The sequence below is a fragment of the Streptomyces sp. NPDC107522 genome, from assembly GCF_055657525.1.
The window spans coordinates 388,216-413,581 of the sequence record NZ_JBVKAU010000002.1; the positions used below are offsets into that span (position 1 = coordinate 388,216).

Consider the following 25,366-nt stretch of genomic DNA (forward strand, 5'->3'; position numbering starts at 1 on the left):
AACACTACATGCGCATGCATGAAATGCAAGCGCATTTAATTCCGGCGCAATAATCGCGCTTCTCTGCTACGGTGCGCCCATGGCGGCGAAGAAGGCCGAACAGGCGCTCGTGGACCAGTGGCGGGACATCCTGGCGTTGCACGCGCGCACGCAGTGCGAACTCGACCGCGCACTCAACCGACACGGCCTGTGCGCCAGCGACTTCGAGGTCCTGGACGTGCTGGCGGACGGCTCATGCGCCTACCGTGTCCAGGAGATCTCCGAGCGCGTCCATCTCAGTCAGAGCGCGCTGTCGCGGCTGATCGCCAGACTGGAGAAGGACGGGCTGGTCGAGCGCGGCATGTGCCCGGAGGACCGGCGCGGCGTGAAGGTGGCGCTCACGGCGAAGGGGCGCACGCTGCACGGTGAGGTGCTGCCGGTGCAGCGTGCGGTGCTGACGAGGATGCTCACGAACTGAGCGGCGTACGGGCCGGGTTCAGCTCCAGGTGACGGCGGAGTTCTCCCGCCACAGCGCGGCGACCGAGTCGTCGCCGGTCACCTGCGGGAACGGCAGCCGGTTCCACAGCGACAGGTACAGCTGCCAGGCCGGCCCGGCGATCTCGCAGTCGGCCTCTCCCTTGTCGTCCCGTTCGGTCACGGGCGGCTCCTGCGACAGCCGTACGGTCCATACGGCACCGTCCGCATCCGTCGCCCGCACCCGCAGTACCCGTGGTTCGGCGCTGCGCACGCGGCTCTTGGGGCGGGCGTGGAAGGCGCACAGCAACTCGTCGATGCCGTCCGCCGCGAAGCCCGGGTCGATCGCGCTCGGCGTTCCGCCGCGTGCCGCCTCCGCGTCGTAGCGGTGCACGGTCGTCTCGTGGGCCTGCCTGCGGGCCCAGAAGGCGAGCGGCGAGGGGGCGGGCAGGAAGTGCCAGCACTCCACGTCGGCGGGGGCTCCCGCGAGTGTGTCGACCAGGCGGCGGTGCCCCTCCCGGAACCAGGCGAGCAACTCGGCGCCGTCCAGGTCGGGCAGTCCGCCGTCGGGGTGGTACGAGCGGTGCCCCTCGGCGACGTACGCCGTCGCCCAGCGGTGCACCATGCCCGTGTGCCGCAGCAGATCCCGCACCTGCCAGTCGGGGCAGGTCGGCACCTTGGCGCCGGGTCCGGCCTCCTCGGCGGCCGCGGCGAGCAACAGACCCTCGCGGTCCAGGGTTCGAACGAAGTCGGCTGTCTTCATGGGGTGAGTGTGTCGGATGAAGTGCGGTCGAAGGGAAGTCGGCCTGCGGCGCCTGCTCAGTTCGGCACCGTCCGTCGCGTCGCGATCCCGATGAGCGTGGCGATCGCCGCCAGGACGGCGACGCTGGTGAGGGCGACGGGCAGGGAGAGCCAGTCGGCCATGAAACCGATGGCGGGCGGGCCGAGGAGCATGCCGCCGTAGCCGAGGGTGGACGCGGTGGCGACGCCGCTCGGGCCGGCGAGGGTTCCGGCGCGTTCGACGGCCACGGGGAAGAGGTTGGCGAGACCAAGCCCGGTGACCGCGAAGCCCAGCAGCGCCGCCCAGAGGGAGGGCGCGAGTGAGCCGAGCAGCATCCCGCACGCCGCGGTGGCGCCGCCCGCGACGACGGTACGGCCGTGACCGAGCCGTTCGAGGAGGGCCGTACCTGTGAGGCGGCCGACGGTCATGGCCAGCGCGAAGCAGGAGTAGCCGACGGCGGCGACGCCGGGCGAGGCGTGGAGGTCCTGTTCCAGGTGCAGGGCGCCCCAGTCGGCCATGGCGCCCTCGCCGTAGGCCGTGCACAGGGCGATCAGGCCGAAGACGAGCACCAGTCCACGGGTTCTGCCGTCCGGGCGGCGCGGGGTGCCGGGCTCCGGGCGTGCCGGGCTCGCGGCCGTCGGCGGTTCGTGGCGCAGCAGCGTACGGCCCGCCACGACCGTCACCAGGAGCCCGATCACGGCGAGGCCCAGCAGATGCCGGGTGGGGGAGAGGGCCCCCGCGACCAGCCCGCCGAGGCCCGCGCCGACCATGCCGCCAAGGCTGAAGGCCGCGTGGAAGCTGGGCATGACGGGGCGGCGCAGGGCGGCGACCAGGTCCACGGCGGCGCTGTTGAAGGCGACGTTGATGCTGCCGTAGGCGGCGCCGAAGAGGAGGAGCACGGCGCCCAGGGCGAGCGCGGAGTGGGTGAGCGGGGGCAGGGCGACGCTCAGGGAGAGGAGGACCGCGCAGACGACGGTGACCTGATGGGTGCCGTAGCGGCGGCAGAGCCGGCCGGTGAGCGTCATGGTGAGCACCGCGCCCGCGGAGACACCGAGCAGGGCGAGGCCGAGCGTGCTGGCGGAGGCGCCGGTCTGTTCCTTGATGGCGGGGATGCGGACGACCCAGCCGGCGAAGAGGAAGCCGTCGAGGGCGAAGAAGGCGGTGAGGGCGATGCGGAGACGGGTGAGGGTGCTGCGGTTGCCCGGCACGGCGTTGTGCGTTCGGGGTTTGTTTATTAGCGGCACAAAGTCAGGGTAGGTGGGTGGTGCAAGCGAGGCAAGACGGCCGCGCCCGCCGGGCGTCCGGTTCCCTGTCGGCCGGGGACTCACCTGCCGTGAGCGCGCCGTGGGCGGCCCCGGAGGTGCGCGTTGTGCGCCCTGACTGTCCGCGTGCCGTCCGAAGTGCCACCCTGGGACGAAGAGGTATCCGCCGAGGCAACTCGGGAGGGCACGATGGGACGTGACGTGCCGGCCCTGGTGTTCACGCGGGAGGATCGCCGCCGGTACCGGGACAAGATGCACACCTGCCTCGATGTGCTGGCGCAGATGCTGCGTGAATCGGCGTTCGAGAGCGAGCGCCCCCGGGTCGGGCTGGAGATCGAGCTCAATCTCGTGGACGACGACGGGCTGCCGGCGATGCGGAACACCGAGGTGCTCCAGGCGATCGCCGACCCTGCCTGGGCCAGCGAGCTCGGCCGCTTCAACCTGGAGATCAACATTCCGCCCCGCGAGCTGACCACCGGCGGCCCCGGCGCCTGGGAGCAGGCGATCCGGGACGCGCTCAACCACGCCGACGAACGTGCCGCGGCCGTGGGCGCCCACCTCATCATGATCGGCATCCTGCCGACCCTGGGGGAGACCCACGTCGACGAATCCGCCCTGTCCGGCGATCCCCGGTACCGGCTGCTCAACGAGCAGATCTTCGCGGCCCGCGGCGAGGACCTGCGGATCTCGGTGGACGGCGTGGAGCGCCTGTCGACGTACGCCGACACCATCACCCCCGAGGCCGCCTGCACCAGCACCCAGTTCCACCTCCAGGTCTCGCCGAAGGACTTCGCGGACTACTGGAACGCCGCCCAGGCCGTCGCCGCCGTGCAGATCGCCCTGGCGGCGAACTCGCCTTACCTGTTCGGCAGGGAGCTGTGGCGCGAGACCCGTATCCCGTTGTTCGAACAGGCCACCGACACCCGCCCCCAGGAGATCAAGGCCCAGGGCGTACGGCCCCGGGTGTGGTTCGGCGAGCGGTGGATCACCAGCGTCTTCGACCTGTTCGAGGAGAACGTGCGCTACTACCCGGCGCTGCTGCCGCTGTGCGACGACGAGGACCCGCAGGAGGCCCTCGACCGGGGCGACGTGCCGCAGCTCGGCGAACTGACGCTGCACAACGGCACGATCTACCGCTGGAACCGGCCCGTCTACGCCGTCACCGACAGCGGCCCCCATCTGCGCATCGAGAACCGGGTCCTGCCCGCCGGCCCCACCGTCGCCGACACCATCGCCAACGGCGCCCTCTACTACGGCCTCACCCGGGCGCTGGTCGACGAGGACCGGCCGATCTGGACCCGGATGTCCTTCTCGGTGGCCGAGGAGAACCTCCACACCGCCGCCCGCGACGGCATCGAGGCCCGCCTGTACTGGCCCGGCATGGGCGAAGTTCCGGTCACGGAGCTGGTGTTGCGGCGCCTGCTGCCGCTGGCCCACCGGGGCCTGGAACTGGCCGGCCTGGACGCGGCGTGGCGCGAACCCCTGCTGGGCATCGTCGAGCAGCGCTGTGTCGCCGCCCGCAACGGCGCCCTGTGGCAGGCGGAGACGGTCCACCACCTGGAGAAGGGCGGCACCGCCGACCGGGCTGAGGCGCTGCGGCTGATGACCAGGACGTACATGGACTACATGCACCTGAACGCGCCCGCGCACACGTGGGACGTGGACTGACAGCCCCTCATCCGCTCAGTGCCGGGCGGCCCGGCGGGCATCTGTGTGCCGCCACTTCTCAGCGGCCGTCAGCGGAACGGGCGCGGGCGGCCCCGCCGACGTCGTCAGCTCGATGCGCCGCCCCTCGGCCGACGAACGCAGGAGGGCGCTCATCGTCTCCAGCACGTGCAGCGCGAGGTCACCGTTCGCGCGCGGCGCCCGCTGCCCGTCGGCGGCGATGAAGTCGAGCAGGCCGACGCCCCGTGCGCCGTCGACGTAGCCCGCGGACGGGGGGAGGGCGCGCCACTGGGTGCCGCCGAGTTCGAAGAGCCGTACCTCACCGTCGAAGTGGTTCGGGTCCGGGACCGCCAGGGTTCCCGCGTCGCCGTGCACCTCGATCGGCGCGGCCGTGGCGGCCACCCCGTCGAAGCTCGTCGTGATCGTCGTCAGGGTTCCGTTGGCGTGCTCGAGCACACCGGAGACATGACTGTCCACCTCCACCGGTATCCGCTCGCCCGCGCGCGGGCCGGAACCGATGACGCGCTCGGTGCGCAGCCGGCCGGCCGCCCCGATCACGGCCCGCACGGGGCCCAGGAGGTGGACCAGGGACGTGAGGTAGTACGGCCCCATGTCCAGCAGTGGGCCGCCCCCGGCGGCGTAGTAGAAGTCGGGGTGGGGATGCCAGCGTTCGTGTCCCGGGGTGACCATCACGGCCGAGGCGAACTGGGGCCGTCCGATGCTTCCCGCCTCCACCGCCGCCCGTGCCGTCTGGATTCCGGTGCCCAGCACGGTGTCCGGCGCGCACCCCACGCCGACGCCGGCCCGCGCGGCGGCCTCCAGCACCGCCTGTGCGTCAGGGAAGTCGGCGGCCAGCGGCTTCTCCCCGTAGACGTTCTTCCCGTCGCCGACCGCGCCCAGGGCGATCCCGGCGTGGGCCGCGGGGACGGTGAGGTTCAGCACCGTGTCCACGTCCGGGCTGCTCAGCAACTCCTCGACGGTCAGCGCCCGGACACCGGGGAACTCGGCGGCGACCGCGGCCGAACGGGAGGCGTCGAGGTCGGCGACCGCGGTGAGCAGTACGGCGGGGTGGCCGGCGAGCGTGTCCAGGTACGCGCGGGAGATGACCCCGAGACCTACGACGCCGACGCGGTGCGCGTCGCCCACAGCATGCCCCTCTCGATGACGGTGCGGACGTTCGGGTTCTCCAGCACGTCGAGGCTGTGCCCCGGTGTCGTGACCACGATGCGCCCGGCGCCCCATCTGCGCGTCCACACGGCGGGCGAGGTGACCGGGCGGTGCCAGGGCTGCCACGGCCGGGCGGGATGGGTGGTGGTGGCCAGGACGTCGATCAGGTCGTCGTGGAGCACCCAGTACTGCTCGGTGTGCAGCTCGAAGTCCTCGATGCCCGCCGTGACGGGGTGCTCGCGGCCGAGCTCGGTGATGGTGACGGCGTACGGCAGGTAGTTGTCCTCCTGAACACCCCGGCGTTCACACGGCTCCTTGCCCGGGTGGGTCGCGAACTGCCCGCCCACCAGGTGGAGATAGTCGGAGGAGGCGCGGAACGAGTCGGCGATGCCGCCGTGCCAGCCGGTGAAGCCGGTGCCGGCCTCGACCGCGGCGGTCAGTCCTGCCAACTGCTCGGCGCTGATCTGCGACATCGTCACGCACTGCACGACGAGATCGGTGGCGGCCATCTCGGCGGCGTCGGCGTAGACGTCGGTCGACTCCTCGACCCGGACGTCGTAACCGTTGCCCCGCAGGAACGGCAGGAACAGCTCCGTCGCCTCGACCGGCTTGTGTCCCTCCCAACCGCCTCGGACCACCAGGGCCTTCTTCCGCGTCATGTCGTTGAATCACCGTTCCAGTGGCCGACCCCGTTGCACCGCTCCCTCACTATGCGCCGGTCGGCTCGCGCTCAGGAAGGGGTGTCGAGATCGCGAAAATTTCGCGTTTCGGAGGCGGCGCCCGCTCGGGCGTCCACCAGCCAACAGGCCGCGATGAAGCGGACTTCGGCGCCCTGCACGAAGGTGTCGAACGCCGCGCGGACCGTCTCGACGACCCGTGCGCGGGTCTGCTCGTCCGCGTCGGGCAGAACCTGGCCCAGCGGGCCGAGCCGGGTGAAGTAACGGACCAGTTCGCTCTCCGGCAGGGTGCACTCCACGTCGATCGGCCGGATGTCGATCCCGGCCCATCCGCTCTCCTCCAGGATGCGGTGAACCGTGCCCGAGTCGGCGAAGGCGAACTGCCCCGGCCCGTCCGGTCGGCGGGCGGGAAGGTTCGGCAGGAGCGGTGCCGCGGCGCGTTCGGCCGTCGTCATGAACGGGTTCTCCTCAGCGCCGCGCCAAGCGATGAACCGGAGCCGGGCGTTGTCCCTGGTGGCACGCCGAAGGTTCGCGAAGGCCCGGACGGAGTCGTGGAAGAACATGACGCCGAAGCGTGAGATCACGGTGTCGAAGGCGGCGGGTTCGAACGCGTGATCCGCCGCGTCGGCGTGGATGAAGGAGGCCGGCGCGCCCTCCCGATCGGCGCGCTCCAGGGCGACGGTGATCATCGGTTCGGAGATGTCGATGCCGACGCAGTGACCGTCCGGGCCCAGCCGCCGCGCGACGGCCAGCGTGGTGCCGCCGGTGCCGCATCCGACATCGAGCACACGGCTGCCGCGCGCGGCGGTCACCGCTTCGACGAGCAGGTCTTCGAGCGGCTTGAACATCCGGTCCAGCACCGGCTGCATGTCGACCCATGCGTGTCCGGCTAGTGCGTTCCAACGGGCTGCCTGTTCGTCGTCGGTCCTGCGCGTGGCGCTCATGGTCGTCTCCTTGGCTTGCGTTCGTCGGACCGGGATGACAGCGTGCGACTTCAAGTCGACTTGAGGTCAAGAGGATGACGGACCTGGACATCGCCGAGGTGGCGCGCCGCGCCGGAGTTCCCGCCTCGACCCTGCGTTTCTACGAGGAAAAGGGGCTGATCACTCCGGTCGGCAGGCGAGGCCTGCGCCGTCAGTACGATCCCGGCGTGCTGGAGCGCCTGGCGCTGATCGCCCTTGGGCGGACCGCCGGGTTCTCGCTCGACGAGATCGCGCACATGTTCGCGCCGGACGGACCCCCGGACATCGACCGGCAGATGCTCACGGCCAAGGCGGAGGAACTGGACAGACGGATCCGCGAGCTGGCCGTCCTGCGGGACTCCCTGCGGCACGCCGCCGCCTGCCCCGCACCGAGCCACATGGAATGCCCCACCTTCCGCCGCCTCCTGACGTCCGCCGGAGCCGACGCTGTCGCGGTGCCGCGGAAGCGGGCTCTGGGCCACCCGTGAGGCCCGTGGGACCGGGCGGTCAGATCCAGCCCTGCTCCCAGGCCCGGTGTGCCGCCGCATGCCGGGTCGGGACGCCCAGCTTGGACATGGCGGAGGAGAGGTAGTTGCGGACCGTGCCGGAGGCCAGGTGGACCTCGGCGGCGATGTCCGCGATCGACGCGCCGGTGCGGGCGGCGCGCAGGACCTCCAGTTCGCGGTCGGTGAGGGGGCAGTCGTCCTCGGTCAGCGCGGACGCGGCGATGTCCGGGTCCACATAGCGGCGGCCGGCGGCGATGTCCCGGATGATCTCGGCCAGCCGGGCCGCCGGGGTCGTCTTGGGCACGAAGCCGCGTACTCCGGCGGCCAGGGCCCGCCGCAGGACGGCGGGCCGGGCGTGCCGGGTCACCAGGACGATGTGGGTGGGCAGTTCGGCCCGGATCTCCTCGGCGGCGCGCAGCCCGTCGGTGGGCGGCATCTCCAGGTCGAGGACGGCGATGTCGGGGCGGTGCTCGCGGGCCAGCCGTACCGCCTCGGTGGAGGTGGCCGCCTCGGCGACGACGGTGAGGTCCTGCTCCAGCGCGAGCAGGGCGGCCAAGGCGCTTCTGAGCAGGTCCTCGTCGTCGGCGATCATCAGGCGGATCATCGGGCGGCTCCGTCCGCGGGGTTCGGCGACACGGGTGATGTCGGCGGTCGTGCCGGCTCCGGTGATGACGGTGACTGCTTGGGCTCCGGTGATGCCGGTGACTGCTTGCGCTCCGGTGATCCCGGCGGCTGCCCCGACTCCGCTGAGTGCGCGGGCAGCGCGGCCGTGACCACGAACCGGTCGCCGTCCCGGCGCCATGTCAGCTCACCGCCCGCCGCCTCCAGCCGCTCGGCGAGCGTGCGCAGTCCCGTGCCGTCCGGGGCGGCGGGATGCTCCTCGGCACCGTCGTTGCTCACCCGCAGCCGGACGCGCCCGTCCGTGATCCGGTAGTCGACCTCGGCGTGCCCGGCCCGGCTGTGCCGCAGCACGTTCGTGGTGGCCTCCCGCATCACCAGACCGAGGAGGTGCCGGGCGGAGTCCGTGAGGCCCGCGGCCACGGCGGCGGGTTCGAGGGTCATCTTCGCGTCGATGTCGGCCGCGGCCAGCACCCGGGTCGCGTTGCCGATCTCGTCGTCCAGGGACGTGCGACGGTACCCCTGCACCACGGCCCGGGTGTCGCTCAGGGCGTCCGCCGCCAGCCGCCGTATCTCCTTGATCTCCGCGGCGGCGCGCGCCGGGTCCGGCTCGACGAGCCGTGCCGCCAACTCGCTCTTCAGCGCGATCACTTGGAGGTGGTGGCCCTGGATGTCGTGCAGGTCGGCGGCGAACCGCAGCCGCTCCTCCTTGACCGCCAGCTCCGCCTCCAGCCGCCGCGCCTCGTCCAGCCGCCGTGCCGTGTCCCAGGCCCACAGCGGGCCGAGCGTCACCCAGGCCGTGAAGGCGACCAACCCGGCCGGGAACAGTGCGGCGTACGCCAGTTCCCCGTCTCCCTGGACCAGACTGACCAGACCACCTGGCAGCGGCGCGAGGGCGACGGCGCCGGCGATCAGCGGTCGCCTGCGGCGCGGCGGGAGGTATGTGGCGACGATCGCCACCACCAGGGCGGGCGCGATGGGCCAGAGCCCGTAGTTGCGCAGGGCAAGGGGGAAGGCCGCGAGAACGACTCCGGCTCCCACGGCGGCGATCAGCCGGCCCGGGGGAGGCCCGCCGGGGTGCGCGTCCGTCACCGGCAGGAGGGCCAGCCGCCGGTTCAGCAGGACGACGCTCGCCCACACCTCGACCGCCAGCGCGGCGGCGGCCGGGCCGCGCGCCCACAGCGGGACGTCACCGTCGAGGACCCACTCGCCGACGAAGAAGGCCAGGACACCCACGGTCATGCCCGGCACCGTCCACCACGTGTAGCGGCGGAAGCTCGTCAGCCCCGCCGCGTCACGATCGATCGCCCCGTCCCCCACCCGGTCATTGTGGCCCACGCCGCATGACAAATGTCATGCGGGAACGTGACAACGCCACGCGCACGAAGGGGGATTCGGCACTACTGGCGGACTGCTCCGCACAGCAGGTTGGAGATGTCACCGCAGCCCTTCACGACCAGGAGACTCCCCATGTCCAGCCCTGCCTCCCACCCGGCCGCCGACCGGCCGCACCCGGCCACGATGCTCAAGCGGCGCTGGCCCACGGCGCTGGCCGTCGCGGTCGTCGCCCTGAACGTGATCGCATCGGGCTCGCAGGACGTGGCCGACGCGGTCGGCGGCTTCGGTGAGATCCTGCCGCTGCTGCCCCTGATCTATCTGGTCGTCAACCAGATCGGCAGGCCGCAGGCCACCTGGCCGGTGCTCTGGGTCGGGCTGGTGGCCGTGTTCGCCCTCCCCTTCCAGGACGTGGTCGCCCCCTCGACGGTCCTCATCGCCCTGGCGCTGGTCCTCCTGGCCTGGGGGGCCGTCCGCGGAACGCCGCACGGGCGGGCCGCATTCGGCGTGCAGGCCGTGGGCACGCTCGTCTTCTGCGGGCTCGCTCTGGCCGGGCTGGCGGTGGATCCGGACCTTGGCCGCTATCTGCTGGCGGCCGGCTGGTTCTTCCACGGCGTGTGGGACTTCGTGCATCTCAGGCTCGACAAGGTCGTCTCCCGTACGTTCGCCGAGTGGTGCGGCGTCATCGACGTACTCGTCGCCGTCCAACTGCTCTTCCTGGTCTGACCTCAGGAGGAGCGGCGCGCCAGGTCCTCCAGGACGGCCACCGCCCGTTCGGCGTCCTCGGCCGGTACGAAGAGGTGGTCGTGGTGGAAGCCGGCGACCACGTTGCAGCTCAGGCCGGCGTCGGCGAGCGCCCGGGAGACCGCGGCGGTCAGGCCCACCGCCTCCAGTGCGGAGTGCACGCGAAGTGTGATCCAGCCCGCCAGGTAGTCGTAGGCCATCCCCGCCGCGTCGGCCTCCTCCTGCCGCGCCACCACGGTGAGGCCCTCCGGCTCGGCGACCGTGACCACCGGGGTGACCCCGGAGGGGACGCCGGCCTCGACCGTGGTGAACACATATCGGCCCGGATTCAGCTCCGGACGCATGCCGCTGAGCAGTGTCTGCAGGTCACGTTCACCAGCCATGATCGAGAGCGTAACGGCGGTCCCACACGTCCGCAGTTCCGGCCGCCGGACCGGGACGCGGCATACCGGAAGCGCCGAGTGGTCGAGATCGGCCGAGAAACGTCGGCATGAGGTCCGTAACCGTGCTGGGCCCCCGTACGTTGCCACCAGTGGTCTCTCTCGTCCGGCACGCCAACTCCGCGCACTGGGAGCTCTCTTGGACCCCGAAGGCACCTCCGACGCCCCTTGTTCCGGCCCCCTCTCCCGCCGCAGATTCCTCCAGGCCACCGCCACGGCCACGGCGCTCGCCACCGTGACCGCGCCGCCCGCGGCCGGCGACTCCGGTACGACCACGCTGTCCCTCACCGCCGCAACCGGCGGATCCGCGACCCTCGCCCCGTCCGGTGACCGACTGGTCGCCGAGGTCCAGAACATCCTCTGGTCCGTCCCGCGGCAGGGCGGCACCGCCGTCCCCCTCACCCCGCCCGGCCTCGAACCCACCCGCCCGCAGTTCTCGCCCGACGGCAGCCGCCTCGTCGTCTGCGCCTACCGCGGCGGAGGCTTCCACCTCTGGACGCTGCGGCCCGACGGCACCGGTCTGCGGCAGCTCACCGACGGACCGTGGGACGACCGGGGCCCGGCCTGGTCGCCGGACGGCACCCGGATCGCGTTCGCCTCCGAGCGCGGCGGCGACACCGTGACCGGCGCGCCGTACCGCATCTGGGTCGTGGACGTGCGCACCGGCGCGCTGACCCGGCTCACCGGGCGCCCCGGACAGCAGGGCCCCGGACAGGCCGCCCGCTGGGAGGACTTCGACCCGGCGTGGTCACCCGACGGGGAGCGCGTGCTGTTCGTGCGCGCCGGCGTCACCGCGACGGGCAGCCTTCGCGCGGCCACCGTCGCGTCGGTGGCCGCCGACGGCTCGGGCCCGGTCACCACCGAGCACACGGACGACTCCGGCGCCCAGCTCATGACCCCCGCCGTCTCGCCCGCCGGACGCCTGGCTTACCTGCGCACCACGCCCTCGCCCGCGGCCTCCTGCACCCTCGTGGTGGACCGGAAACCGGTCGCCGTGGCGGGCGACCTCCTCCCCGCACCGCCCCGCTGGACGCACGACGAGCGACTGCTCCTCAACATCGACGGCCACTTCCGTCTGCTCGACCCGAACGCGCCGGGCGACAGCGAGGAGATCCCGTTCACGGCCGCACTGCCCGTGCACCGCCCCCGCTACCGCGGCAAGGCGTACGACTTCGAGGGCGACGGCACCCGCCCCGTCCGCGCGCTGCATCTGCCCGCCCTGTCACCGGACGGCAGCCGGGTCGCCTTCGCCGCGCTCAACGCGCTGTGGATCGGCGGCACCACGGGCGGCCGCCCACCCCGCAAGGTCCTTCAAGTCCCCACCACGCGCTATGTGTCGGCGCCAGCCTGGACGCCCGATGGCACGGCGCTGGTGTACGCCGACGACCGTGACGGCCTGTTCGCCGTACGACGTCGTGACCTCGGCTCCGGCGAGGAGACCGTGCTCGCCGGGGGCGGCCGTGTCTTCCCCGCGCTCTCGCCCGACGGTACGCGGCTGGCCTGTCTGGACATGTCCGGCAACCTCGTGGTGCGCGACCTGCCCGACGGCGGCGAACAGGTCCTCGCCGCGCCGCTCGGCGCGGGCGGGCTGCCCGGCCGCCCCAGCTGGTCGCCGGACGGCCGGTATGTGGCGCTGTGCGACCGCAACCGCCTCAACCAGCGTTTCCGCGAGGGCTACAACCTCATCCGGGTCGTCGACACGACCACCAAAGCCGCCACCCTGCACGCCCTCGCCCCCCACACCTCCCTCTCCGACCGCTATGACTCCGGCCCCGTCTGGTCGCCGGACGGCCGCTGGATGGCGGTGGTCGCCGAGTCGGCGCTGTGGCTGCTGCCGGTACGGCCGGACGGCACCCCGGACGGCGAACCCCGCCGCCTCACCGACGAACCCGCCGACCACCCCTCCTGGTCCGCCGACGCCCGCACCCTGCTCCACCTCTCCGCAGGCACCCTGCGCCTGATCGACATCGGCACCGGCCGGAGCCGTACCGTCCGTATCCCGCTGGACCACCGCAGGCAGCGCCCGGCCGACACGGTCGTGCACGCGGGCCGCCTCTGGGACGGCACCGGCCCGGACGTCCGCGAGGACATCGACGTCGTGATCCGCGACGGCCGGATCGCGGAGGTGTCCCCGCACCGCACCGGCCGCCGCCCGGCCGCACGCCACATCGACGCGAGCGACCGCACGGTGATCCCGGGCCTGTGGGACGCGCACACCCACCCCTGGCAGTCCACGTACGGCGGACGGCAGACCGCGCTCCAACTCGCGTACGGCATCACGACGGCCGTCTCGCTGGGCGGCTTCGCCTACGAGCAGGCCCGCATCCGGGAGGCGGTCGCCGCCGGCGCCCTCGCCGGACCCAGGCTGCTGACCACCGGCGAACTGCTCGACGGGGCGCGGGTCGCCTACAGCATGGGCCGCGCCCACCGCACCGCCGAGGGGCTGCGCCGCTCGCTGGCACGCGGGGCCGCGCTGGACTGGGACTTCGTGAAGACGTACGTACGGGCTCCGGGCTGGGTGATGAAGGAGGCCGCGGAGTTCGGGCACGAGCGGCTCGGGGTGCGCAGCGGCAGTCACCTGTGTACGCCCGGTGTGCAGCTGGGCCAGGACCTGACGACCCATCTGCAGGCCACGCAGCGGTTGGAGTTCGGGCACGCGACCTCGGCCACGGGGCGGGCGTATCAGGACGTCGAGGAGATCTACACCGCCACCGACTTCCACCTCGTCGCCACGCCCTTAACGGCAGGGGCCCTCCTCGGCGCCGACCCCGCGCTCGCGGACGACCCGCGCGTCACCGCACTCATGCCGCCGTGGGACACGGCACAGGTCCGCCAGCAGGCCGGACAGCCGCCCTCCGCCGCCCAACTGGCCACGCTCGGACGGGAGATGGACGTCTACCGGCGGATCCTGGCGGGCGGCGGCCTGGTCGCCCTCGGCACGGACCAGCCGCTCGTCCCGGTCGGGCTGCATCTGCACCTGGCCCTGCGCGCACTGCACCGCGCCGGTCTGTCCCCGGCCGAAGCGCTGCGCACCGCCACGCTGCTGCCCGCGCGCGTCTTCGGCGCCGACGCCGACCTGGGCACCGTGGAGGAGGGCAAGCTCGCCGATCTCACGGTCGTGGACGGCGATCCGTTCACCGACTTCGCGACGCTGATCCGTACGGTGGCGGTCCTGCGCGGCGGCGTCCTGTTCGAGCAGGCGGAGCTGGTCGACGCCTTCGACGCCGCTGTCGAAGGGCGGGCGGAGTGGCTGGAGGTGAGCCGCCTCATGCGCCGGGAGGGCTGCTGTGACCTGTGAGCCGGTCATGGTCCACACACACTTCCTGGGACATCTGCGCAGGAGCATCACTTGGGCTGCACACAGCCCGTCCAAAGCCTCGTTAGCGTTACTGGCCGTTCGACCCTTTATACGAATGTGACCAAGCCGCGGCCGGACGGGCCGAGGCGCAGCAACCCAGAAAGACCGCAGATGGACTACTGCTCCTCGTGCCGTCGGCATCTCAACGGGGCCCTCGTGTGCCCCGGGTGCGGCGCCTACGCCCCGGACATCGCTCCCTCCGCGGTCGCGGGTCCCGCCGTGTCGGTGACGCCCGGCGCGGCCGCCACCGGGACACCGGCGTGGGAGCCACCCGCCGACGACGCCTGGTACGACGGCTACTTCCGGGACGAGTCGGCGCCGTCGGCCGGCGCCGACGAGGCGGCTCCCGCCGAGCCGTCCGCCGATCTGGAGGGCGTACCCGTCGCCCCGGAGGGCAGGGCGGCACGGCGTCGCCAGCGGGCCCGCTGGAAGAAGAACCAGCGCCGGGCCGTGGTCGCGACCGCCGTGGCGCTGGTCGGCGGCGGACTGACCGTCTCGGCGATGAACCGGGGGTCCGTGGACAAGGCCCAGGCGGCCACCGCCCCGGAACGGCCGAACGTGGGGCTGCCGCAACAGAAGTCGGAGCTCACCCGTCCGGCGTCCACGCCGCCGGACGCCCACAAGACCTCGCGCACCGACACTCCGACGTCGCATCCTTCCCCGACCGAGGCCGGGCGCCGGGAGGCCGACACCGTGCCGCGCGCCACGCGGCAGTTCACCCGACCGGACGCGGCCGGCACTCCGCTTCCGACGGCTACGACGGCCCCGCAGGCGCAGACCGGCGCCTCGACGTCCGGCGGAACGAACACGGGCGACAGCGGCGGCACGTCGTCCGGGCAGCAGCAGACGGCGACCCCCACCCCCACGCCGACCGACGACTCGGACTCGGCGACGCCCCCCTCGCAGACGAGCCCCGCACCCGAGGAGACCTCGCCGGCGCAGCTCTGCGTGCTCAACGTCCTCTGCCTCGGCTGACCACGCGAGCGCGGCCCACCTGAGATCACCGTCACCCTCCCGCATCGCCACAAGATCCCGTCGATGCGGTCATGCTGGAAGAAGCCGGACGCCGTTCCCTGACGGAGTCCGGCTCCGGCAGAGCAGGACGACGCCCTCAGGAAGGAAGACTTTCCATGGTCGAGCAGGACGAGCGCTTCGATGTCGTGGTCCTCGGCGCGGGCCCGGGCGGTTACGTCGCCGCCATCCGCGCCGCCCAGCTGGGCAAGCGGGTGGCGGTCGTGGAGGAGAAGTACTGGGGCGGCGTCTGCCTGAACGTGGGCTGCATTCCCAGCAAGGCCCTGCTGCGCAACGCCGAACTGGCGCACATCTTCACCCGCGAGGCGAAGACCTTCGGCATCAAGGTGGACGGGCAGGTCAGCTTCGACTACGGCGAGGCGTTCCGCCGCAGCCGCAAGGTCGCCGACGGCCGGGTCAAGGGCGTCCACTACCTGATGAAGAAGAACAAGATCACCGAGTACGACGGCCGCGGCACCTTCCTCGACCCGCACACCCTCCAGGTCACCGACTACGAGGGCAACACCCGCACCATCGGCTTCGACCACTGCATCATCGCCACCGGCGCCACACCGAAGCTGCTGCCCGGCACCCGGCGCAGCGCGCGCGTGGTGACGTTCGAGGAGCAGATCCTGGCCGAGGAACTGCCGGGCTCGATCGTCATCGCGGGCGCCGGCGCGATCGGCGTCGAGTTCGCGTACGTTCTCCACAACTACGGTGTGAAGGTCACCATCGTCGAGTTCCTGGACCGGATGACCCCGCTGGAGGACGCCGAGGTCTCCGCCGAACTCGCCAAGCAGTACCGCCGGTTGGGCATCGACGTGATGACGGCCACCCGTGTCGACGCCATCGACGAGTCCGGCCCGCAGGTCCGCGTCACCGTCACCGCCAAGGACGGCTCGCAGCAGGTCCTGGAGGCCGACAAGGTGCTGCAGGCGATCGGCTTCCAGCCGAACGTCGAGGGATACGGCCTGGACAAGACCGGCGTGACCGTCACCGAGCGCGGCGCGATCGACGTCGACGGCCGCTGCCGTACCTCCGTGCCGCACATCTTCGCCATCGGTGACGTGACGGCGAAGCTGATGCTCGCGCATGCCGCCGAGGCGATGGGCATCGTCGCCGCCGAGACCATCGCGGACGCCGAGACGATGGAGCTGGACTACGCGATGATCCCGCGCGCCACCTACTGCCAGCCGCAGATCGCCAGCTTCGGCTACACCGAGGCCCAGGCCCGGGAGCTGGGTTACGACGTGCAGGTGGCGAAGTTCCCCTTCACCGCGAACGGCAAGTCGCACGGCCTGGGCGATGCCACCGGTTTCGTGAAGCTGATCAGCGATGCGAAGTACGGCGAACTGATCGGCGGCCACCTCATCGGCCCGGACGTCACCGAGTTGCTGCCCGAGCTGACCCTGGCCCAGCAGTGGGACCTCACCGTCCATGAGGTCGCCCGCAACGTCCACGCCCACCCGACCCTCGGCGAGGCGGTGAAGGAAGCGGTCCACGGCCTCGCGGGCCACATGATCAACTTCTGACGCCGACTGCGTTGGCTCGCGCGCCGAGTCAGCCGTCGAGCCACCAGCGGGCCGCCGCCCAGGCGAACACGTAACCGAAGCTGTTGACCGCCCAGTGCAGGGCCATCGGTGCCAACAGGCTGCCGGAGCGGCGGCGCAGTTCGCACAGGACGACCCCGGCGGCGGCCGTGGCCGCGATCGCCACGGCGACCGTCGGTACGACGCCCGCCGGGCCGTCGCCGAAGACCGAGCCGACTGCGGCGTTGGAGCGGTTGAGGCCGCGGGACGGCAGCAGGTGCCACAGCCCGAACAGCAGCGACGACACGGCGGTGGCCCATGCCGTTCCGTGCCGGCGCCGGATCATCGCCCACAACACACCACGGAAGGCGGTCTCCTCCAGCAGCACGGTCCCGAACGGCACCCGCACCAGCGTGACCCACAGCACCTGCCCCACGGACAGGTCCGCCGCCCTGGAGTCCTCGAACGCCTCCCGCCCGGCCGGAACGGCGAGGAGAAGCAGCAGGACCAGGAGCACGATCCCCGCCAGGACGGGAGCCCACCGCAGCCCCCGGCGCAGCCCCGCCCCGTCGAGCCCCAGGTCGGCCCGGGTGAGACCGTCCCATCTGGCGATGAGCAGCAGTACGGCCGTCGCGGTCACACACACGACCACATACATGCCGGGGCTGCGCGCGAGCCAGTTGTTCAGCAGGTTCGCGGCGGCGAGAACGACGACGGCACATACGATCGGCCGACACCGGGCAGCGGTCATGGGCCTGCCTTGATCGTCTTCATCGTCAGGTGGGAGTCGATGCGCAGCACGCAGGAGATACCGCTGAGCTTCTCGGTGAGGAAGGCCTCGTACGCCGCATGGTCGGCGACGGCGACCCGGATGAAGTAGTCGGGGCGGCCGTACATACGGCGGAACTCGATGACCTCGTCGTAGGAGGCCACGGTGTCCTCGAAGTCCAGGAACGTCTTGCGGTCGTTGGCGCTCACCTCGACGTCGATGAGGACTTCCAGACCCTGCCCCAGGGCTTCGGGATCGATGACGGCCCGATATCCGCTGATGACACCGGCCTCCTCCAGCCGCTTGACCCGGCGCAGGCAGGGCGGAGGCGTCAGACCGACCCGCTTGGCCAGCTCCACGTTCGTCAACCGACCGTCCTGACGCAGGTGGAACAAAATTTCCCGATCAGTCGCATCAATGCTTATTTCATTGCCCATTTCTCGATCTTAGAGCCATGAATGGCAACCAAATAAGGCGCCACCTTTCCTAAAATTTCCCCATGGGTATACGCACTGCACCCTCCGAGGCCCGTGCCGCCTTCGAGGACTCCGCTGCCGTGGGCCTGGGATTCGTCCCGCTCGGCATCGCCTTCGGGGCGCTCGTCACCCAGTCGGGTCTCGACTGGTGGTGGGCGAGCCTGTCCAGCGGGCTGATCTTCGGCGGATCGTTCGAGTTCCTGCTCATCGGCCTCGTCACCGCCGGCGCACCGCTGGCGACGATCGCCGTGTCAGCGCTCCTGGTGAACCTCCGGCACGTCTTCTACGGGCTGTCCTTCCCCCTGCGCCGGGTCACGAGCCGCCTCGGCAGGACGTACAGCACGTTCGCGCTCTGCGACGAGGCATACGCCCTGACCGCCGGGGAACAGGCCCGCTCCTGGTCCGGCCGGCGCATCCTCTGGCTTCAGTCCCTTCTCCACTTGTACTGGGCAGGGGGCGCCACCGTCGGCGCCCTGCTCGGCTCCCTCATTCCGGACGGCGTCACCGGCCTGGACTTCGCGCTGACAGCCCTGTTCACCGTCCTGGCCCTCGACGCCGTCCGGCACCGGCGCGGCGATCTGCCGACCCCGCTGCTCGCCCTCCTCAGCGCCCTCACCGCCCGCCTTCTCCTTCCCGGCCAGCTGCTCCTGGCGGCCTTCACCCTGTTCCTCGCCGGGCTCCTGGCCCGGCACCTCGCGACTGCCCGGAAGCCGAGCCATGCCTGACACCCGTTACGCCGTCGCCGCGGTGGCCGTCGCCGCCGTCGTCACCTGGGCCCTGCGCGCCCTGCCCTTCGCCGCCCTCGCCCCGCTGCGCGCGAGCACCACCGTGCGGTACCTCGCCACCCGGATGCCCGCGGGCGTCATGGTGATCCTCGTCGTCTACTGCCTGCGCGACCTGCCGCTGACCCAACCCCGCGCCCTCGCCCCGCTGCCGGCCCTGACCGTCACCGTCGGCCTGCACCTGTGGCGCCGCAACGCACTGTTGAGCATCCTCGGGGGTACGGCCCTGCACGTGGCATTGACCAGCACGGTGTTCGCCCGCTGAGGGCGCCGTGTCCACAGGGAGTCCCCGAGGAAGGCAGGATCCCCATGCCGGCCAGGAACCTCACCGTCAACCGTTCGGCCCTCACCCACCGCCTTGCCTACGCCCTGCGCCACCCCGACCGCGTGCCCCGCCATCTGGCCCGCACCGCCCGGGACATGTGGCTGCGCCGCCGACACCCGGACCACGTCTCCTACTACCGCGCCGTGATGCGCTCCGACAGCCGCGCGGACCCGGATGCCGCGGTCGGCAGCCACAGCCGCGAGCGCTGGCTGGCGCTCGGGGCGATGCAGTTCGACTACCTCGTCGGCCACGGCCTGCGGCCCGGGCACCGGATGCTGGAGATCGGCTGCGGCAACCTGCGCGGCGGCTGGCGGTTCATCCGCCACCTCGACCCCGGTCACTACTACGGCATCGACATCTCGCCCGACATCCTCTTCGCCGCACAGGACACCGTCGTGGACATGGGCCTGCAGCAGCGGCTCCCCACGCTGACCCCGGTGCGCGACCTGACGCTGCGGTTCCTGCCCGACGCGCACTTCGACGTCGTACACGCACACAGCGTCTTCTCGCACTCGCCGCTCCCGGTGATCGAGGAGTGCCTGGCCAACGTCGGCCGGGTGCTCGCCCCGGGCGGCTGGTTCGACTTCACCTTCGATCGCACCGAGGGGGAGGAACACCACGTCCTGCGGGAGGACTTCTACTACCGCACCGAGACCCTCGTGGCACTGGCTGAGAAACACGGCTTGCGGGCCCGCTTCATGACGGACTGGGAGGAACTGCCGCACGGCCAGTCGAAGATCCGGGTCACCCACGCGGTGTGAACGGAGTCCCCAACCGATTCCCCGTCAGTAACGCATCCAGTACCGGCCAGTAGGTCATCTGTCCCGGACTATTGACTCGGCATGCGGTAGTGGCCATTCTCGTCGCACATATTGCGAGGTCATGACAAGCCGACCCCGCGATCCCGCCGACCGAGGGACATGGGCCGTGACCAGTGCCGGACGCCCGTACCGCAGACGCAAGAACGTCACCGTTGTGTCGCTCCTCCTCCTCGTGCTGTCCGTCGCCCTGGGCCCGACCCCCAGCTCGGCGGCCGGAACCGACTGGTGGGAGCCGACCGCACGCCCCGCCCCGGACTCCCGGATCAATGTCACGGGCGAGCCCTTCACCGGCACCAACGCCAAGGGCGAGGTCCGCGGCTTCGTCGACGCGCACGACCACATCTTCTCCAACGAGGCCTTCGGCGGCCGTCTGATCTGCGGAAAGCCGTTCTCCGAGCAGGGCGTCGCCGACGCCCTCAAGGACTGCCCCGAGCACTACCCCGACGGCTCGCTCGCGATCTTCGACTTCATCACCAACGGCGGTGACGGCAAGCACGATCCCGTCGGCTGGCCCACCTTCAAGGACTGGCCCGCGCACGACTCGCTGACGCACCAGCAGAACTACTACGCCTGGGTGGAGCGGGCCTGGCGCGGCGGCCAGCGGGTGCTGGTCAACGACCTCGTCACCAACGGCGTGATCTGCTCCGTGTACTTCTTCAAGGACCGCAGCTGCGACGAGATGACGTCGATCCGCCTCCAGGCGAAGCTGACGTACGACATGCAGGCCTTCATCGACAAGATGTACGGCGGCACCGGCAAGGGCTGGTTCCGGATCGTCACCGACAGCGCGCAGGCCCGTGAGGTCATCGAGCAGGGCAAACTGGCCGTCATCCTCGGTGTCGAGACCTCCGAGCCGTTCGGCTGCAAGCAGATCCTCGACATCCCGCAGTGCGGCAAGGAGGACATCGACAAGGGCCTGGACGAGCTGTACGCGCTGGGCGTGCGCAGCATGTTCCTGTGCCACAAGTTCGACAACGCCCTGTGCGGGGTCCGCTTCGACTCGGGCACCCTCGGAACGGCCATCAACGTCGGCCAGTTCCTGTCCACCGGCACCTTCTGGAAGACGGAGACGTGCAAGGGCCCGCAGCACGACAACCCCATCGGCAACGCCTCGGCAGCCGAAGCCGAGGAGGAGCTCCCGGCGGGCGTGGAGGTCCCCTCGTACGGCTCGGACGCCCAGTGCAACGTCCGCGGGCTCACCGAACTCGGTGAGTACGCCGTACGCGGCATGATGAAACGCAAGATGATGCTCGAGATCGACCACATGAGCGTCAAGGCCACCGGCCGCGCGCTCGACATCTTCGAGGCCGAGTCCTACCCCGGGGTACTCTCCTCGCACAGCTGGATGGACCTGAACTGGACCGAACGGGTCTACGGCCTCGGCGGCTTCATCGCCCAGTACATGCACGGCTCCGAGGGCTTCGTCGCGGAGGCCAAGCGCACCGAGGCCCTGCGCGACAAGTACGGCGTGGGCTACGGCTACGGCACCGACATGAACGGCGTCGGCGGCTGGCCGGGACCGCGCGGAGCTGACGCCCCCAACAAGGTGACGTACCCCTTCAAGAGCGTCGACGGCGGCTCCGTCATCGACCGGCAGACCACCGGCGAGCGCACCTGGGACCTGAACACCGACGGCGCCGCCCACTACGGCCTCGTCCCGGACTGGATCGAGGACATCCGCCGCGTCGGCGGCCAGGACACGGTGGACGACCTCTTCCGGGGCGCCGAGTCCTACCTCGACACCTGGGCGGCCTCCGAGAACCACAAGGCCGGCGTCAATCTCGCGCGCGGCTCCACCGCCTCGGCGAGCTCGTCGGAGTGGAGCCTGTTCACGAGCTACCAGCCGCAGCGCGCCGTCGACGGCGACGGCGGCACCCGCTGGGCGAGCGACTGGAGCGACGACCAGTGGTACCGGCTCGACCTCGGGTCCACACAGCTGGTCAAGCGGGTCACCCTCGACTGGGAGCGCGCCTACGGCAAGGCGTACCGCATCGAGCTCTCCACCGACGGCGCGAACTGGAAGACCGTCTGGTCCACGACCTCCGGCGACGGCGGCCTGGACACGGCCAGGTTCACCGGCACGCCGGCCAGATACGTCCGCATCCAGGGGCTGGACCGCGGGACCGACTGGGGCTACTCCCTCTACGAGGTCGGCGTCCACAGCAGCTGACACCCACGAGAGGGGCTCCATGGCACGGTTGCCGTCCGCCGAGCGGCGGCGACAGCTCACCGAGGCGGCCATCAGGGCGATGGCCCGGGACGGCGTCCCCAGGACGACGACCCGGTCCATCGCCGCCGAGGCGGGCGTCTCGCTGAGCGTCTTCCACTACTGCTTCGACTCCAAGCAGGAGCTGATCGAGTCCGTCATCACCACCATCACCGAGCACTACGTGACGCTGGTCAAGGAGGCGATACGGCCCCGGGACACCCTCGAGGAGACCATCCGGGCCGGCTTCCAGGCGTACTGGGACCACGTGCGCGCCCACCCCGACGAGCACATGCTCACCTACGAGCTGACCCAGTACGCCCTGCGCCAGCCCGGATTCGAGCATCTGGCCAGACGGCAGTACGAGCTGTACGCCGAGACGTACGCCGACCTCATCGACCAGGTGCGGCAGACCATGGGCCTGCGACTGCGCGTGCCCGCCCCCGTCCTGGCCCGCTACCTGGCCGCCATGACCGACGGGCTGACCCTCAACCACCTCGTGCTCGGCGACGAAGGCGCCTGGAACGACGTCCTCGACACGGTCGTCACGCACATCGCCGGGCTGGTCGGCGAGACCTGACGGGACCGGACGGGGGATGTCACCCGCGTACCGCGGCCCGGTCAGCGCCCGGTCGCGTGGTGTCCCGTCTGAAGAGCCACCCCATCTTCGGCTCCATCACGAAACGCAGGAGGCGCCGGACTGGCGGGGTGCACAGCAGGGTCACGATCACCGCGGCGACGACGGTCACGACGATCGCGCCGAGCGGCTCGCGGATCCAGGCTGGGTCGTACCAGCCCCAGAACTTGGAGCCCTGGGCGACGAAGCCGTGCAGCAGATAGCCGTAGAGCGTGCCCGCGCCCAGCACGGTGCACCACATCCGCCGCCCGGGCACCCAGGCGAGGAAACAGGCCACCAGGACCAGCGAGCAGCCGAACAGGACCGGCGTCATCACGACCCCGTACCAGGCGGGCGCGCCCAGCGCCTCGGCACTGTCGCGGTGGTAGAACCAGCCGCCCGTCATCCGCGGCACCGCCCAGTACGCCACCACGAACGCGCACGCGAACACCGGCACGGCCGCGATCCGCACCGCGCGGCGCCGGACCAGCCGGAAGTGCTCCGGCTTCAGGGACAGACCCAGCACGAAGTAGGGCAGGAACTGCAGGGTGCGCTGCAGGTCGAGGTCCTTGCCGATGGACGACGACAAGGTGGCCAGCACCGCCAGCGCGAGCGCGAGCGGCAGCGGCGCCCGGACCCGGCGCCACAGGGGAGTGGTCAGCCGCCACAGGAACAGCGCCGCCAGGAACCACGTCAGATACAGCGGGTCCAGCAGGCTGATCGGGCGGTCCGGCTCCTGGTCGGTCCACCTGGTGAAGAGGGTGTACGCCGTCTCGAAGATCACATACGGGATGACGAGGCCGGTGACCAGGCGTTTGAGGTGTTCCGGGCGGCCGTCGAAGCCGCGCGAGAAGTAGCCGGAGATGACGACGAAGGCCGGCATGTGGAAGGCGTACACGAGCATGTACATGGCCGTGACGGCCCGGCTGCCGTCCCGCAGCGGCTCCCACGCGTGTCCCACCGCCACCAGCACGATCGCCGCGTACTTGGCGTTGTCGAAGAACGCGTCCCGCTGCTTCGAAGGCCCAGGTGGGGCGGTCATGGCGCGAGCGGGCGCGGTCTGTACGGCCTGGCTCACCACACGGCCCCCTGGGCACCACGCGGGAAGCCCACGCGATCGCGTGCGGGTCTGACCGAAGCGACGGCTGTACGGATGTGCTGAGACATCCCACGCGCCTCACCACTTCCGGACGGCCTAAACCTCGCCCGGTGGTGATCCACACGGGAGGGTGCGCAGACAGGGCCGTAGGGGTGTGGTCGTAACCCGTGTGAACGCTCCGAATGGTGCGTCCGGGACGCATGGCTGACGGTGGATCACGTCAAGGCCTGGCTCCAGTGGTGATGAAGCGTCAGCCGCCCAGGCCATGACGGGAGGATTCACCTATGCGCTCTGTTCGCATGCTGCTCGCCACCGCGACGGCCACGGCCGCACTGGCGATCACACCCGCCGCCTATGCCATCACGGCGGGTGACTGGGACCAGGAAGACTCGTCTTCCCACAGCAAGAAGCACGACGAAGACTCCGACAAGGAACACGGCAAGGATCACGGCAAGGAGCACGGCAAGGAAAGCAGGCACGACGAGCCCCGCGGCGGAGTTCACACGGGTGGCGGAGCGCTGGCCCTGGTGAACAACGAGGACGACTGGGGCGGCGGCCAGGGCAAGGACGACTGGGGCGGTGGTCACGGCAAGGACGACTCGTGGAAGGGCGACCATGAGGAGGACTCATGGGGCGGCGACCACGGCAAGGAGTCCTGGGGCGACGACCACGGCAAGCCGCACGGCGGGATGCACACCGGAGGCGGCGGCCTCGCCGACCCGGCGGGTGTCACCGCGGGCGGCCTGGCCGCGCTGGCGGTCGCGGGCACCGGCATGTACGCCCTGCGGCGCAAGAAGGCCTCAGGAACCGTCGCCTGACCGATGCCCGACGACATAGCCGCTGAGGCCGCCGCACGTGCGCCGCGCGTCGCGGCGGCCCCGCTCCGTCGTCCCCCTGCCGTGTCCGCTCCCGTCCTTTCCCCTGCCGTGTCCGCTGCCACGCCCGAATGAGGTGGTGCCCGATGGCCGACGGCCGTCCCTCGTCCCCCGATGTCGACCCGGTCCCTTCTGACGACGGTTCCGCGCCCTCACGGCGGATAAGGCGTACGGCTGTGACGACGTTCTGGAGCGTGGTCGCCGCCGTCGTGCTGGTGGTGACTCTGCCCGACGGCCGCAGTGAGGCGCCCGAGGCCCACCGCGCACCCCACGCTCCACCGGCGGTCGAGTCGTCCCTTCCGGCGGCCGAGCCGTCCCCGTCCGCGCCGCGAGCCGTGGGCAAACACCTGCCGAGGTCCCGGCCGATCCGCCTGCTCATCCCCGAGATCTCGGTCAACGCACCCTTCACCGACCTCGCCATCGGCCCCTCGGGCCAGCTCGAACCCCCACCGGCGCACGACATCAACCTCGTCGGCTGGTACGCCAAGGGAGCCTCTCCCGGTGAGAGGGGCACCTCGGTCATCGCCGGGCACGTGGACACGGCGACGTCCGCCGCGGTGTTCGCGAGACTCAGCGAGCTGGAGAAGGGGGACGACTTCCAGGTGGTGCGAGCGGACGGGCGCAGGGCGTCCTTCGTGGTCGACAGCGTGGAGCAGTTCGACAAGGACACCTTCCCGAGCAAGCGGGTCTACGGCGACACCCCCGATGCCCAGGTCCGGCTGATCACCTGCGCCGGGGACTACGACCGCCGGGCCAGGGACTACACCGCGAACCTGGTCGTCTTCGCCCACCTCGCCTGACCCTCCGGCCGGCCGCGGCCCCGGGCTCCTTCCCGAACCGCCGCACTCCGCGCTGACCTCGTGTCCTACAGTGACTGCGACCAGTTCCG

General features: G+C 71.3%; 25 protein-coding genes. 14 read left to right on the plus strand and 11 right to left on the minus strand.

All coding sequences use genetic code 11. The features are described from left to right. The first annotated feature begins 79 nt into the window (after positions 1-79). On the plus strand, positions 80-457 hold the full coding sequence (locus tag ACZ7L6_RS07105) for a MarR family winged helix-turn-helix transcriptional regulator (RefSeq protein ID WP_471920962.1): 378 nt from the start codon (positions 80-82) through the stop codon (positions 455-457). Between the two features lie 18 nt (positions 458-475). On the opposite strand, the gene ACZ7L6_RS07110 is transcribed toward ACZ7L6_RS07105, so the two are convergent. Further along, on the minus strand, positions 476-1,216 hold the full coding sequence (locus ACZ7L6_RS07110) for a maleylpyruvate isomerase family mycothiol-dependent enzyme (protein ID WP_471920963.1): 741 nt from the start codon (positions 1,214-1,216) through the stop codon (positions 476-478). 56 nt (positions 1,217-1,272) lie between these two features. Then, positions 1,273-2,442: an MFS transporter gene (locus ACZ7L6_RS07115; protein ID WP_471921789.1), complete on the minus strand. Its 1,170-nt coding sequence runs from the start codon at positions 2,440-2,442 to the stop codon at positions 1,273-1,275. Between the two features lie 243 nt (positions 2,443-2,685). Between ACZ7L6_RS07115 and ACZ7L6_RS07120 the strand changes: the two genes are divergently transcribed. Further along, a complete protein-coding gene (locus tag ACZ7L6_RS07120; RefSeq protein WP_471920964.1) occupies positions 2,686-4,164 on the plus strand; it encodes a glutamate-cysteine ligase family protein in 1,479 nt (492 codons plus the stop codon). A gap of 15 nt (positions 4,165-4,179) precedes the next feature. Here the strand turns inward: ACZ7L6_RS07120 and ACZ7L6_RS07125 are convergent, their stop codons facing one another. The 3 genes from ACZ7L6_RS07125 to ACZ7L6_RS07135 all read right to left on the minus strand — a co-directional run bounded on the left by ACZ7L6_RS07125 (position 4,180) and on the right by ACZ7L6_RS07135 (position 6,949). Continuing rightward, the gene (locus ACZ7L6_RS07125; RefSeq protein ID WP_471920965.1) at positions 4,180-5,307 is read right to left on the minus strand and encodes a Gfo/Idh/MocA family protein; all 1,128 of its coding nucleotides are present in this window, start codon (positions 5,305-5,307) and stop codon (positions 4,180-4,182) included. Further along, positions 5,277-5,987, minus strand: a complete 711-nt coding sequence (locus tag ACZ7L6_RS07130; RefSeq protein ID WP_471920966.1) for a ThuA domain-containing protein — start codon at positions 5,985-5,987, stop codon at positions 5,277-5,279. The genes ACZ7L6_RS07125 and ACZ7L6_RS07130 overlap by 31 nt, the downstream gene beginning before the upstream one ends. Before the next feature lie 71 nt (positions 5,988-6,058). Then, on the minus strand, positions 6,059-6,949 hold the full coding sequence (locus ACZ7L6_RS07135) for a class I SAM-dependent methyltransferase (protein ID WP_471920967.1): 891 nt from the start codon (positions 6,947-6,949) through the stop codon (positions 6,059-6,061). Positions 6,950-7,023: 74 nt separating this feature from the next. On the opposite strand from ACZ7L6_RS07135, the gene ACZ7L6_RS07140 reads away from it, so the two are divergent. Continuing rightward, on the plus strand, positions 7,024-7,455 hold the full coding sequence (locus tag ACZ7L6_RS07140; protein WP_471920968.1) for a helix-turn-helix domain-containing protein: 432 nt from the start codon (positions 7,024-7,026) through the stop codon (positions 7,453-7,455). 19 nt (positions 7,456-7,474) lie between these two features. Here the strand turns inward: ACZ7L6_RS07140 and ACZ7L6_RS07145 are convergent, their stop codons facing one another. Next, a complete protein-coding gene (locus ACZ7L6_RS07145) occupies positions 7,475-8,077 on the minus strand; it encodes a response regulator transcription factor (protein WP_471920969.1) in 603 nt (200 codons plus the stop codon). After that, positions 8,074-9,411, minus strand: coding sequence for a sensor histidine kinase (locus ACZ7L6_RS07150; protein WP_471920970.1), 1,338 nt, complete (start codon positions 9,409-9,411; stop codon positions 8,074-8,076). The genes ACZ7L6_RS07145 and ACZ7L6_RS07150 overlap by 4 nt, the downstream gene beginning before the upstream one ends. A gap of 150 nt (positions 9,412-9,561) precedes the next feature. On the opposite strand from ACZ7L6_RS07150, the gene ACZ7L6_RS07155 reads away from it, so the two are divergent. After that, a complete protein-coding gene (locus tag ACZ7L6_RS07155; protein ID WP_471920971.1) occupies positions 9,562-10,152 on the plus strand; it encodes a hypothetical protein in 591 nt (196 codons plus the stop codon). A 2-nt stretch (positions 10,153-10,154) separates the two neighbouring features. On the opposite strand, the gene ACZ7L6_RS07160 is transcribed toward ACZ7L6_RS07155, so the two are convergent. Then, positions 10,155-10,553 (minus strand): ACT domain-containing protein, encoded by a 399-nt coding sequence (locus tag ACZ7L6_RS07160; RefSeq protein WP_471920972.1) that lies wholly within the window; start codon positions 10,551-10,553, stop codon positions 10,155-10,157. Between the two features lie 196 nt (positions 10,554-10,749). Between ACZ7L6_RS07160 and ACZ7L6_RS07165 the strand changes: the two genes are divergently transcribed. The 3 genes from ACZ7L6_RS07165 (at position 10,750) to lpdA (ending at position 16,511) form a co-directional block, all read left to right on the plus strand. Next, positions 10,750-13,908: an amidohydrolase family protein gene (locus ACZ7L6_RS07165; protein ID WP_471920973.1), complete on the plus strand. Its 3,159-nt coding sequence runs from the start codon at positions 10,750-10,752 to the stop codon at positions 13,906-13,908. 117 nt (positions 13,909-14,025) lie between these two features. Further along, entirely contained in the window at positions 14,026-14,943 is a 918-nt protein-coding gene (locus ACZ7L6_RS07170) for an SCO2400 family protein (protein WP_471920974.1), read from the plus strand. Between the two features lie 155 nt (positions 14,944-15,098). Next, positions 15,099-16,511 carry a dihydrolipoyl dehydrogenase gene (gene lpdA, locus ACZ7L6_RS07175; protein ID WP_471920975.1) on the plus strand — a complete coding sequence of 471 codons (1,413 nt, stop codon included), beginning with the start codon at positions 15,099-15,101 and terminating at the stop codon, positions 16,509-16,511. Positions 16,512-16,539: 28 nt separating this feature from the next. On the opposite strand, the gene ACZ7L6_RS07180 is transcribed toward lpdA, so the two are convergent. Continuing rightward, positions 16,540-17,259 (minus strand): lysostaphin resistance A-like protein, encoded by a 720-nt coding sequence (locus ACZ7L6_RS07180; protein ID WP_471920976.1) that lies wholly within the window; start codon positions 17,257-17,259, stop codon positions 16,540-16,542. Continuing rightward, positions 17,256-17,714: an Lrp/AsnC family transcriptional regulator gene (locus tag ACZ7L6_RS07185; RefSeq protein WP_471920977.1), complete on the minus strand. Its 459-nt coding sequence runs from the start codon at positions 17,712-17,714 to the stop codon at positions 17,256-17,258. The genes ACZ7L6_RS07180 and ACZ7L6_RS07185 overlap by 4 nt, the downstream gene beginning before the upstream one ends. Positions 17,715-17,776: 62 nt before the next feature. Between ACZ7L6_RS07185 and ACZ7L6_RS07190 the strand changes: the two genes are divergently transcribed. The 5 genes from ACZ7L6_RS07190 to ACZ7L6_RS07210 all read left to right on the plus strand — a co-directional run bounded on the left by ACZ7L6_RS07190 (position 17,777) and on the right by ACZ7L6_RS07210 (position 22,467). Beyond that, complete coding sequence (locus ACZ7L6_RS07190; RefSeq protein ID WP_471920978.1) at positions 17,777-18,478, plus strand: AzlC family ABC transporter permease; 702 nt, start codon at positions 17,777-17,779, stop codon at positions 18,476-18,478. After that, positions 18,471-18,800 carry a branched-chain amino acid transporter permease gene (locus ACZ7L6_RS07195; protein ID WP_471920979.1) on the plus strand — a complete coding sequence of 110 codons (330 nt, stop codon included), beginning with the start codon at positions 18,471-18,473 and terminating at the stop codon, positions 18,798-18,800. Before ACZ7L6_RS07190 ends, ACZ7L6_RS07195 begins: the two co-directional genes overlap by 8 nt. A gap of 44 nt (positions 18,801-18,844) precedes the next feature. Beyond that, positions 18,845-19,621, plus strand: coding sequence for a class I SAM-dependent methyltransferase (locus ACZ7L6_RS07200; protein WP_471920980.1), 777 nt, complete (start codon positions 18,845-18,847; stop codon positions 19,619-19,621). A 166-nt stretch (positions 19,622-19,787) separates the two neighbouring features. Then, positions 19,788-21,851: a galactose-binding domain-containing protein gene (locus tag ACZ7L6_RS07205; protein ID WP_471920981.1), complete on the plus strand. Its 2,064-nt coding sequence runs from the start codon at positions 19,788-19,790 to the stop codon at positions 21,849-21,851. A 19-nt stretch (positions 21,852-21,870) separates the two neighbouring features. Further along, positions 21,871-22,467: a TetR/AcrR family transcriptional regulator gene (locus tag ACZ7L6_RS07210; protein WP_471920982.1), complete on the plus strand. Its 597-nt coding sequence runs from the start codon at positions 21,871-21,873 to the stop codon at positions 22,465-22,467. Positions 22,468-22,486: 19 nt separating this feature from the next. Here ACZ7L6_RS07210 and ACZ7L6_RS07215 read toward each other — a convergent pair whose 3' ends face one another. Further along, positions 22,487-23,545, minus strand: a complete 1,059-nt coding sequence (locus tag ACZ7L6_RS07215; protein WP_471920983.1) for an acyltransferase family protein — start codon at positions 23,543-23,545, stop codon at positions 22,487-22,489. A 341-nt stretch (positions 23,546-23,886) separates the two neighbouring features. Between ACZ7L6_RS07215 and ACZ7L6_RS07220 the strand changes: the two genes are divergently transcribed. Together ACZ7L6_RS07220 and ACZ7L6_RS07225 are read left to right on the plus strand one after the other, a co-directional pair. Then, a complete protein-coding gene (locus tag ACZ7L6_RS07220; RefSeq protein ID WP_471920984.1) occupies positions 23,887-24,420 on the plus strand; it encodes a hypothetical protein in 534 nt (177 codons plus the stop codon). A 143-nt stretch (positions 24,421-24,563) separates the two neighbouring features. Next, on the plus strand, positions 24,564-25,277 hold the full coding sequence (locus tag ACZ7L6_RS07225; protein ID WP_471920985.1) for a class F sortase: 714 nt from the start codon (positions 24,564-24,566) through the stop codon (positions 25,275-25,277). The last annotated feature ends 89 nt before the right edge of the window (positions 25,278-25,366 follow it).

Coding starts and splice junctions, on each gene's coding strand:
- ACZ7L6_RS07105 (WP_471920962.1), top strand. CDS start 80: ATGGCGGCGAAGAAGGCCGAACAGGCGCTCGTGGACCAGTGGCGGGAC.
- ACZ7L6_RS07110 (WP_471920963.1), bottom strand. CDS start 1,216: ATGAAGACAGCCGACTTCGTTCGAACCCTGGACCGCGAGGGTCTGTTG.
- ACZ7L6_RS07120 (WP_471920964.1), top strand. CDS start 2,686: ATGGGACGTGACGTGCCGGCCCTGGTGTTCACGCGGGAGGATCGCCGC.
- ACZ7L6_RS07130 (WP_471920966.1), bottom strand. CDS start 5,987: ATGACGCGGAAGAAGGCCCTGGTGGTCCGAGGCGGTTGGGAGGGACAC.
- ACZ7L6_RS07135 (WP_471920967.1), bottom strand. CDS start 6,949: ATGAGCGCCACGCGCAGGACCGACGACGAACAGGCAGCCCGTTGGAAC.
- ACZ7L6_RS07140 (WP_471920968.1), top strand. CDS start 7,024: ATGACGGACCTGGACATCGCCGAGGTGGCGCGCCGCGCCGGAGTTCCC.
- ACZ7L6_RS07145 (WP_471920969.1), bottom strand. CDS start 8,077: ATGATCCGCCTGATGATCGCCGACGACGAGGACCTGCTCAGAAGCGCC.
- ACZ7L6_RS07155 (WP_471920971.1), top strand. CDS start 9,562: ATGTCCAGCCCTGCCTCCCACCCGGCCGCCGACCGGCCGCACCCGGCC.
- ACZ7L6_RS07160 (WP_471920972.1), bottom strand. CDS start 10,553: ATGGCTGGTGAACGTGACCTGCAGACACTGCTCAGCGGCATGCGTCCG.
- lpdA (WP_471920975.1), top strand. CDS start 15,099: ATGGTCGAGCAGGACGAGCGCTTCGATGTCGTGGTCCTCGGCGCGGGC.
- ACZ7L6_RS07180 (WP_471920976.1), bottom strand. CDS start 17,259: ATGACCGCTGCCCGGTGTCGGCCGATCGTATGTGCCGTCGTCGTTCTC.
- ACZ7L6_RS07185 (WP_471920977.1), bottom strand. CDS start 17,714: ATGGGCAATGAAATAAGCATTGATGCGACTGATCGGGAAATTTTGTTC.
- ACZ7L6_RS07190 (WP_471920978.1), top strand. CDS start 17,777: ATGGGTATACGCACTGCACCCTCCGAGGCCCGTGCCGCCTTCGAGGAC.
- ACZ7L6_RS07195 (WP_471920979.1), top strand. CDS start 18,471: ATGCCTGACACCCGTTACGCCGTCGCCGCGGTGGCCGTCGCCGCCGTC.
- ACZ7L6_RS07200 (WP_471920980.1), top strand. CDS start 18,845: ATGCCGGCCAGGAACCTCACCGTCAACCGTTCGGCCCTCACCCACCGC.
- ACZ7L6_RS07210 (WP_471920982.1), top strand. CDS start 21,871: ATGGCACGGTTGCCGTCCGCCGAGCGGCGGCGACAGCTCACCGAGGCG.
- ACZ7L6_RS07215 (WP_471920983.1), bottom strand. CDS start 23,545: ATGACCGCCCCACCTGGGCCTTCGAAGCAGCGGGACGCGTTCTTCGAC.
- ACZ7L6_RS07220 (WP_471920984.1), top strand. CDS start 23,887: ATGCGCTCTGTTCGCATGCTGCTCGCCACCGCGACGGCCACGGCCGCA.
- ACZ7L6_RS07225 (WP_471920985.1), top strand. CDS start 24,564: ATGGCCGACGGCCGTCCCTCGTCCCCCGATGTCGACCCGGTCCCTTCT.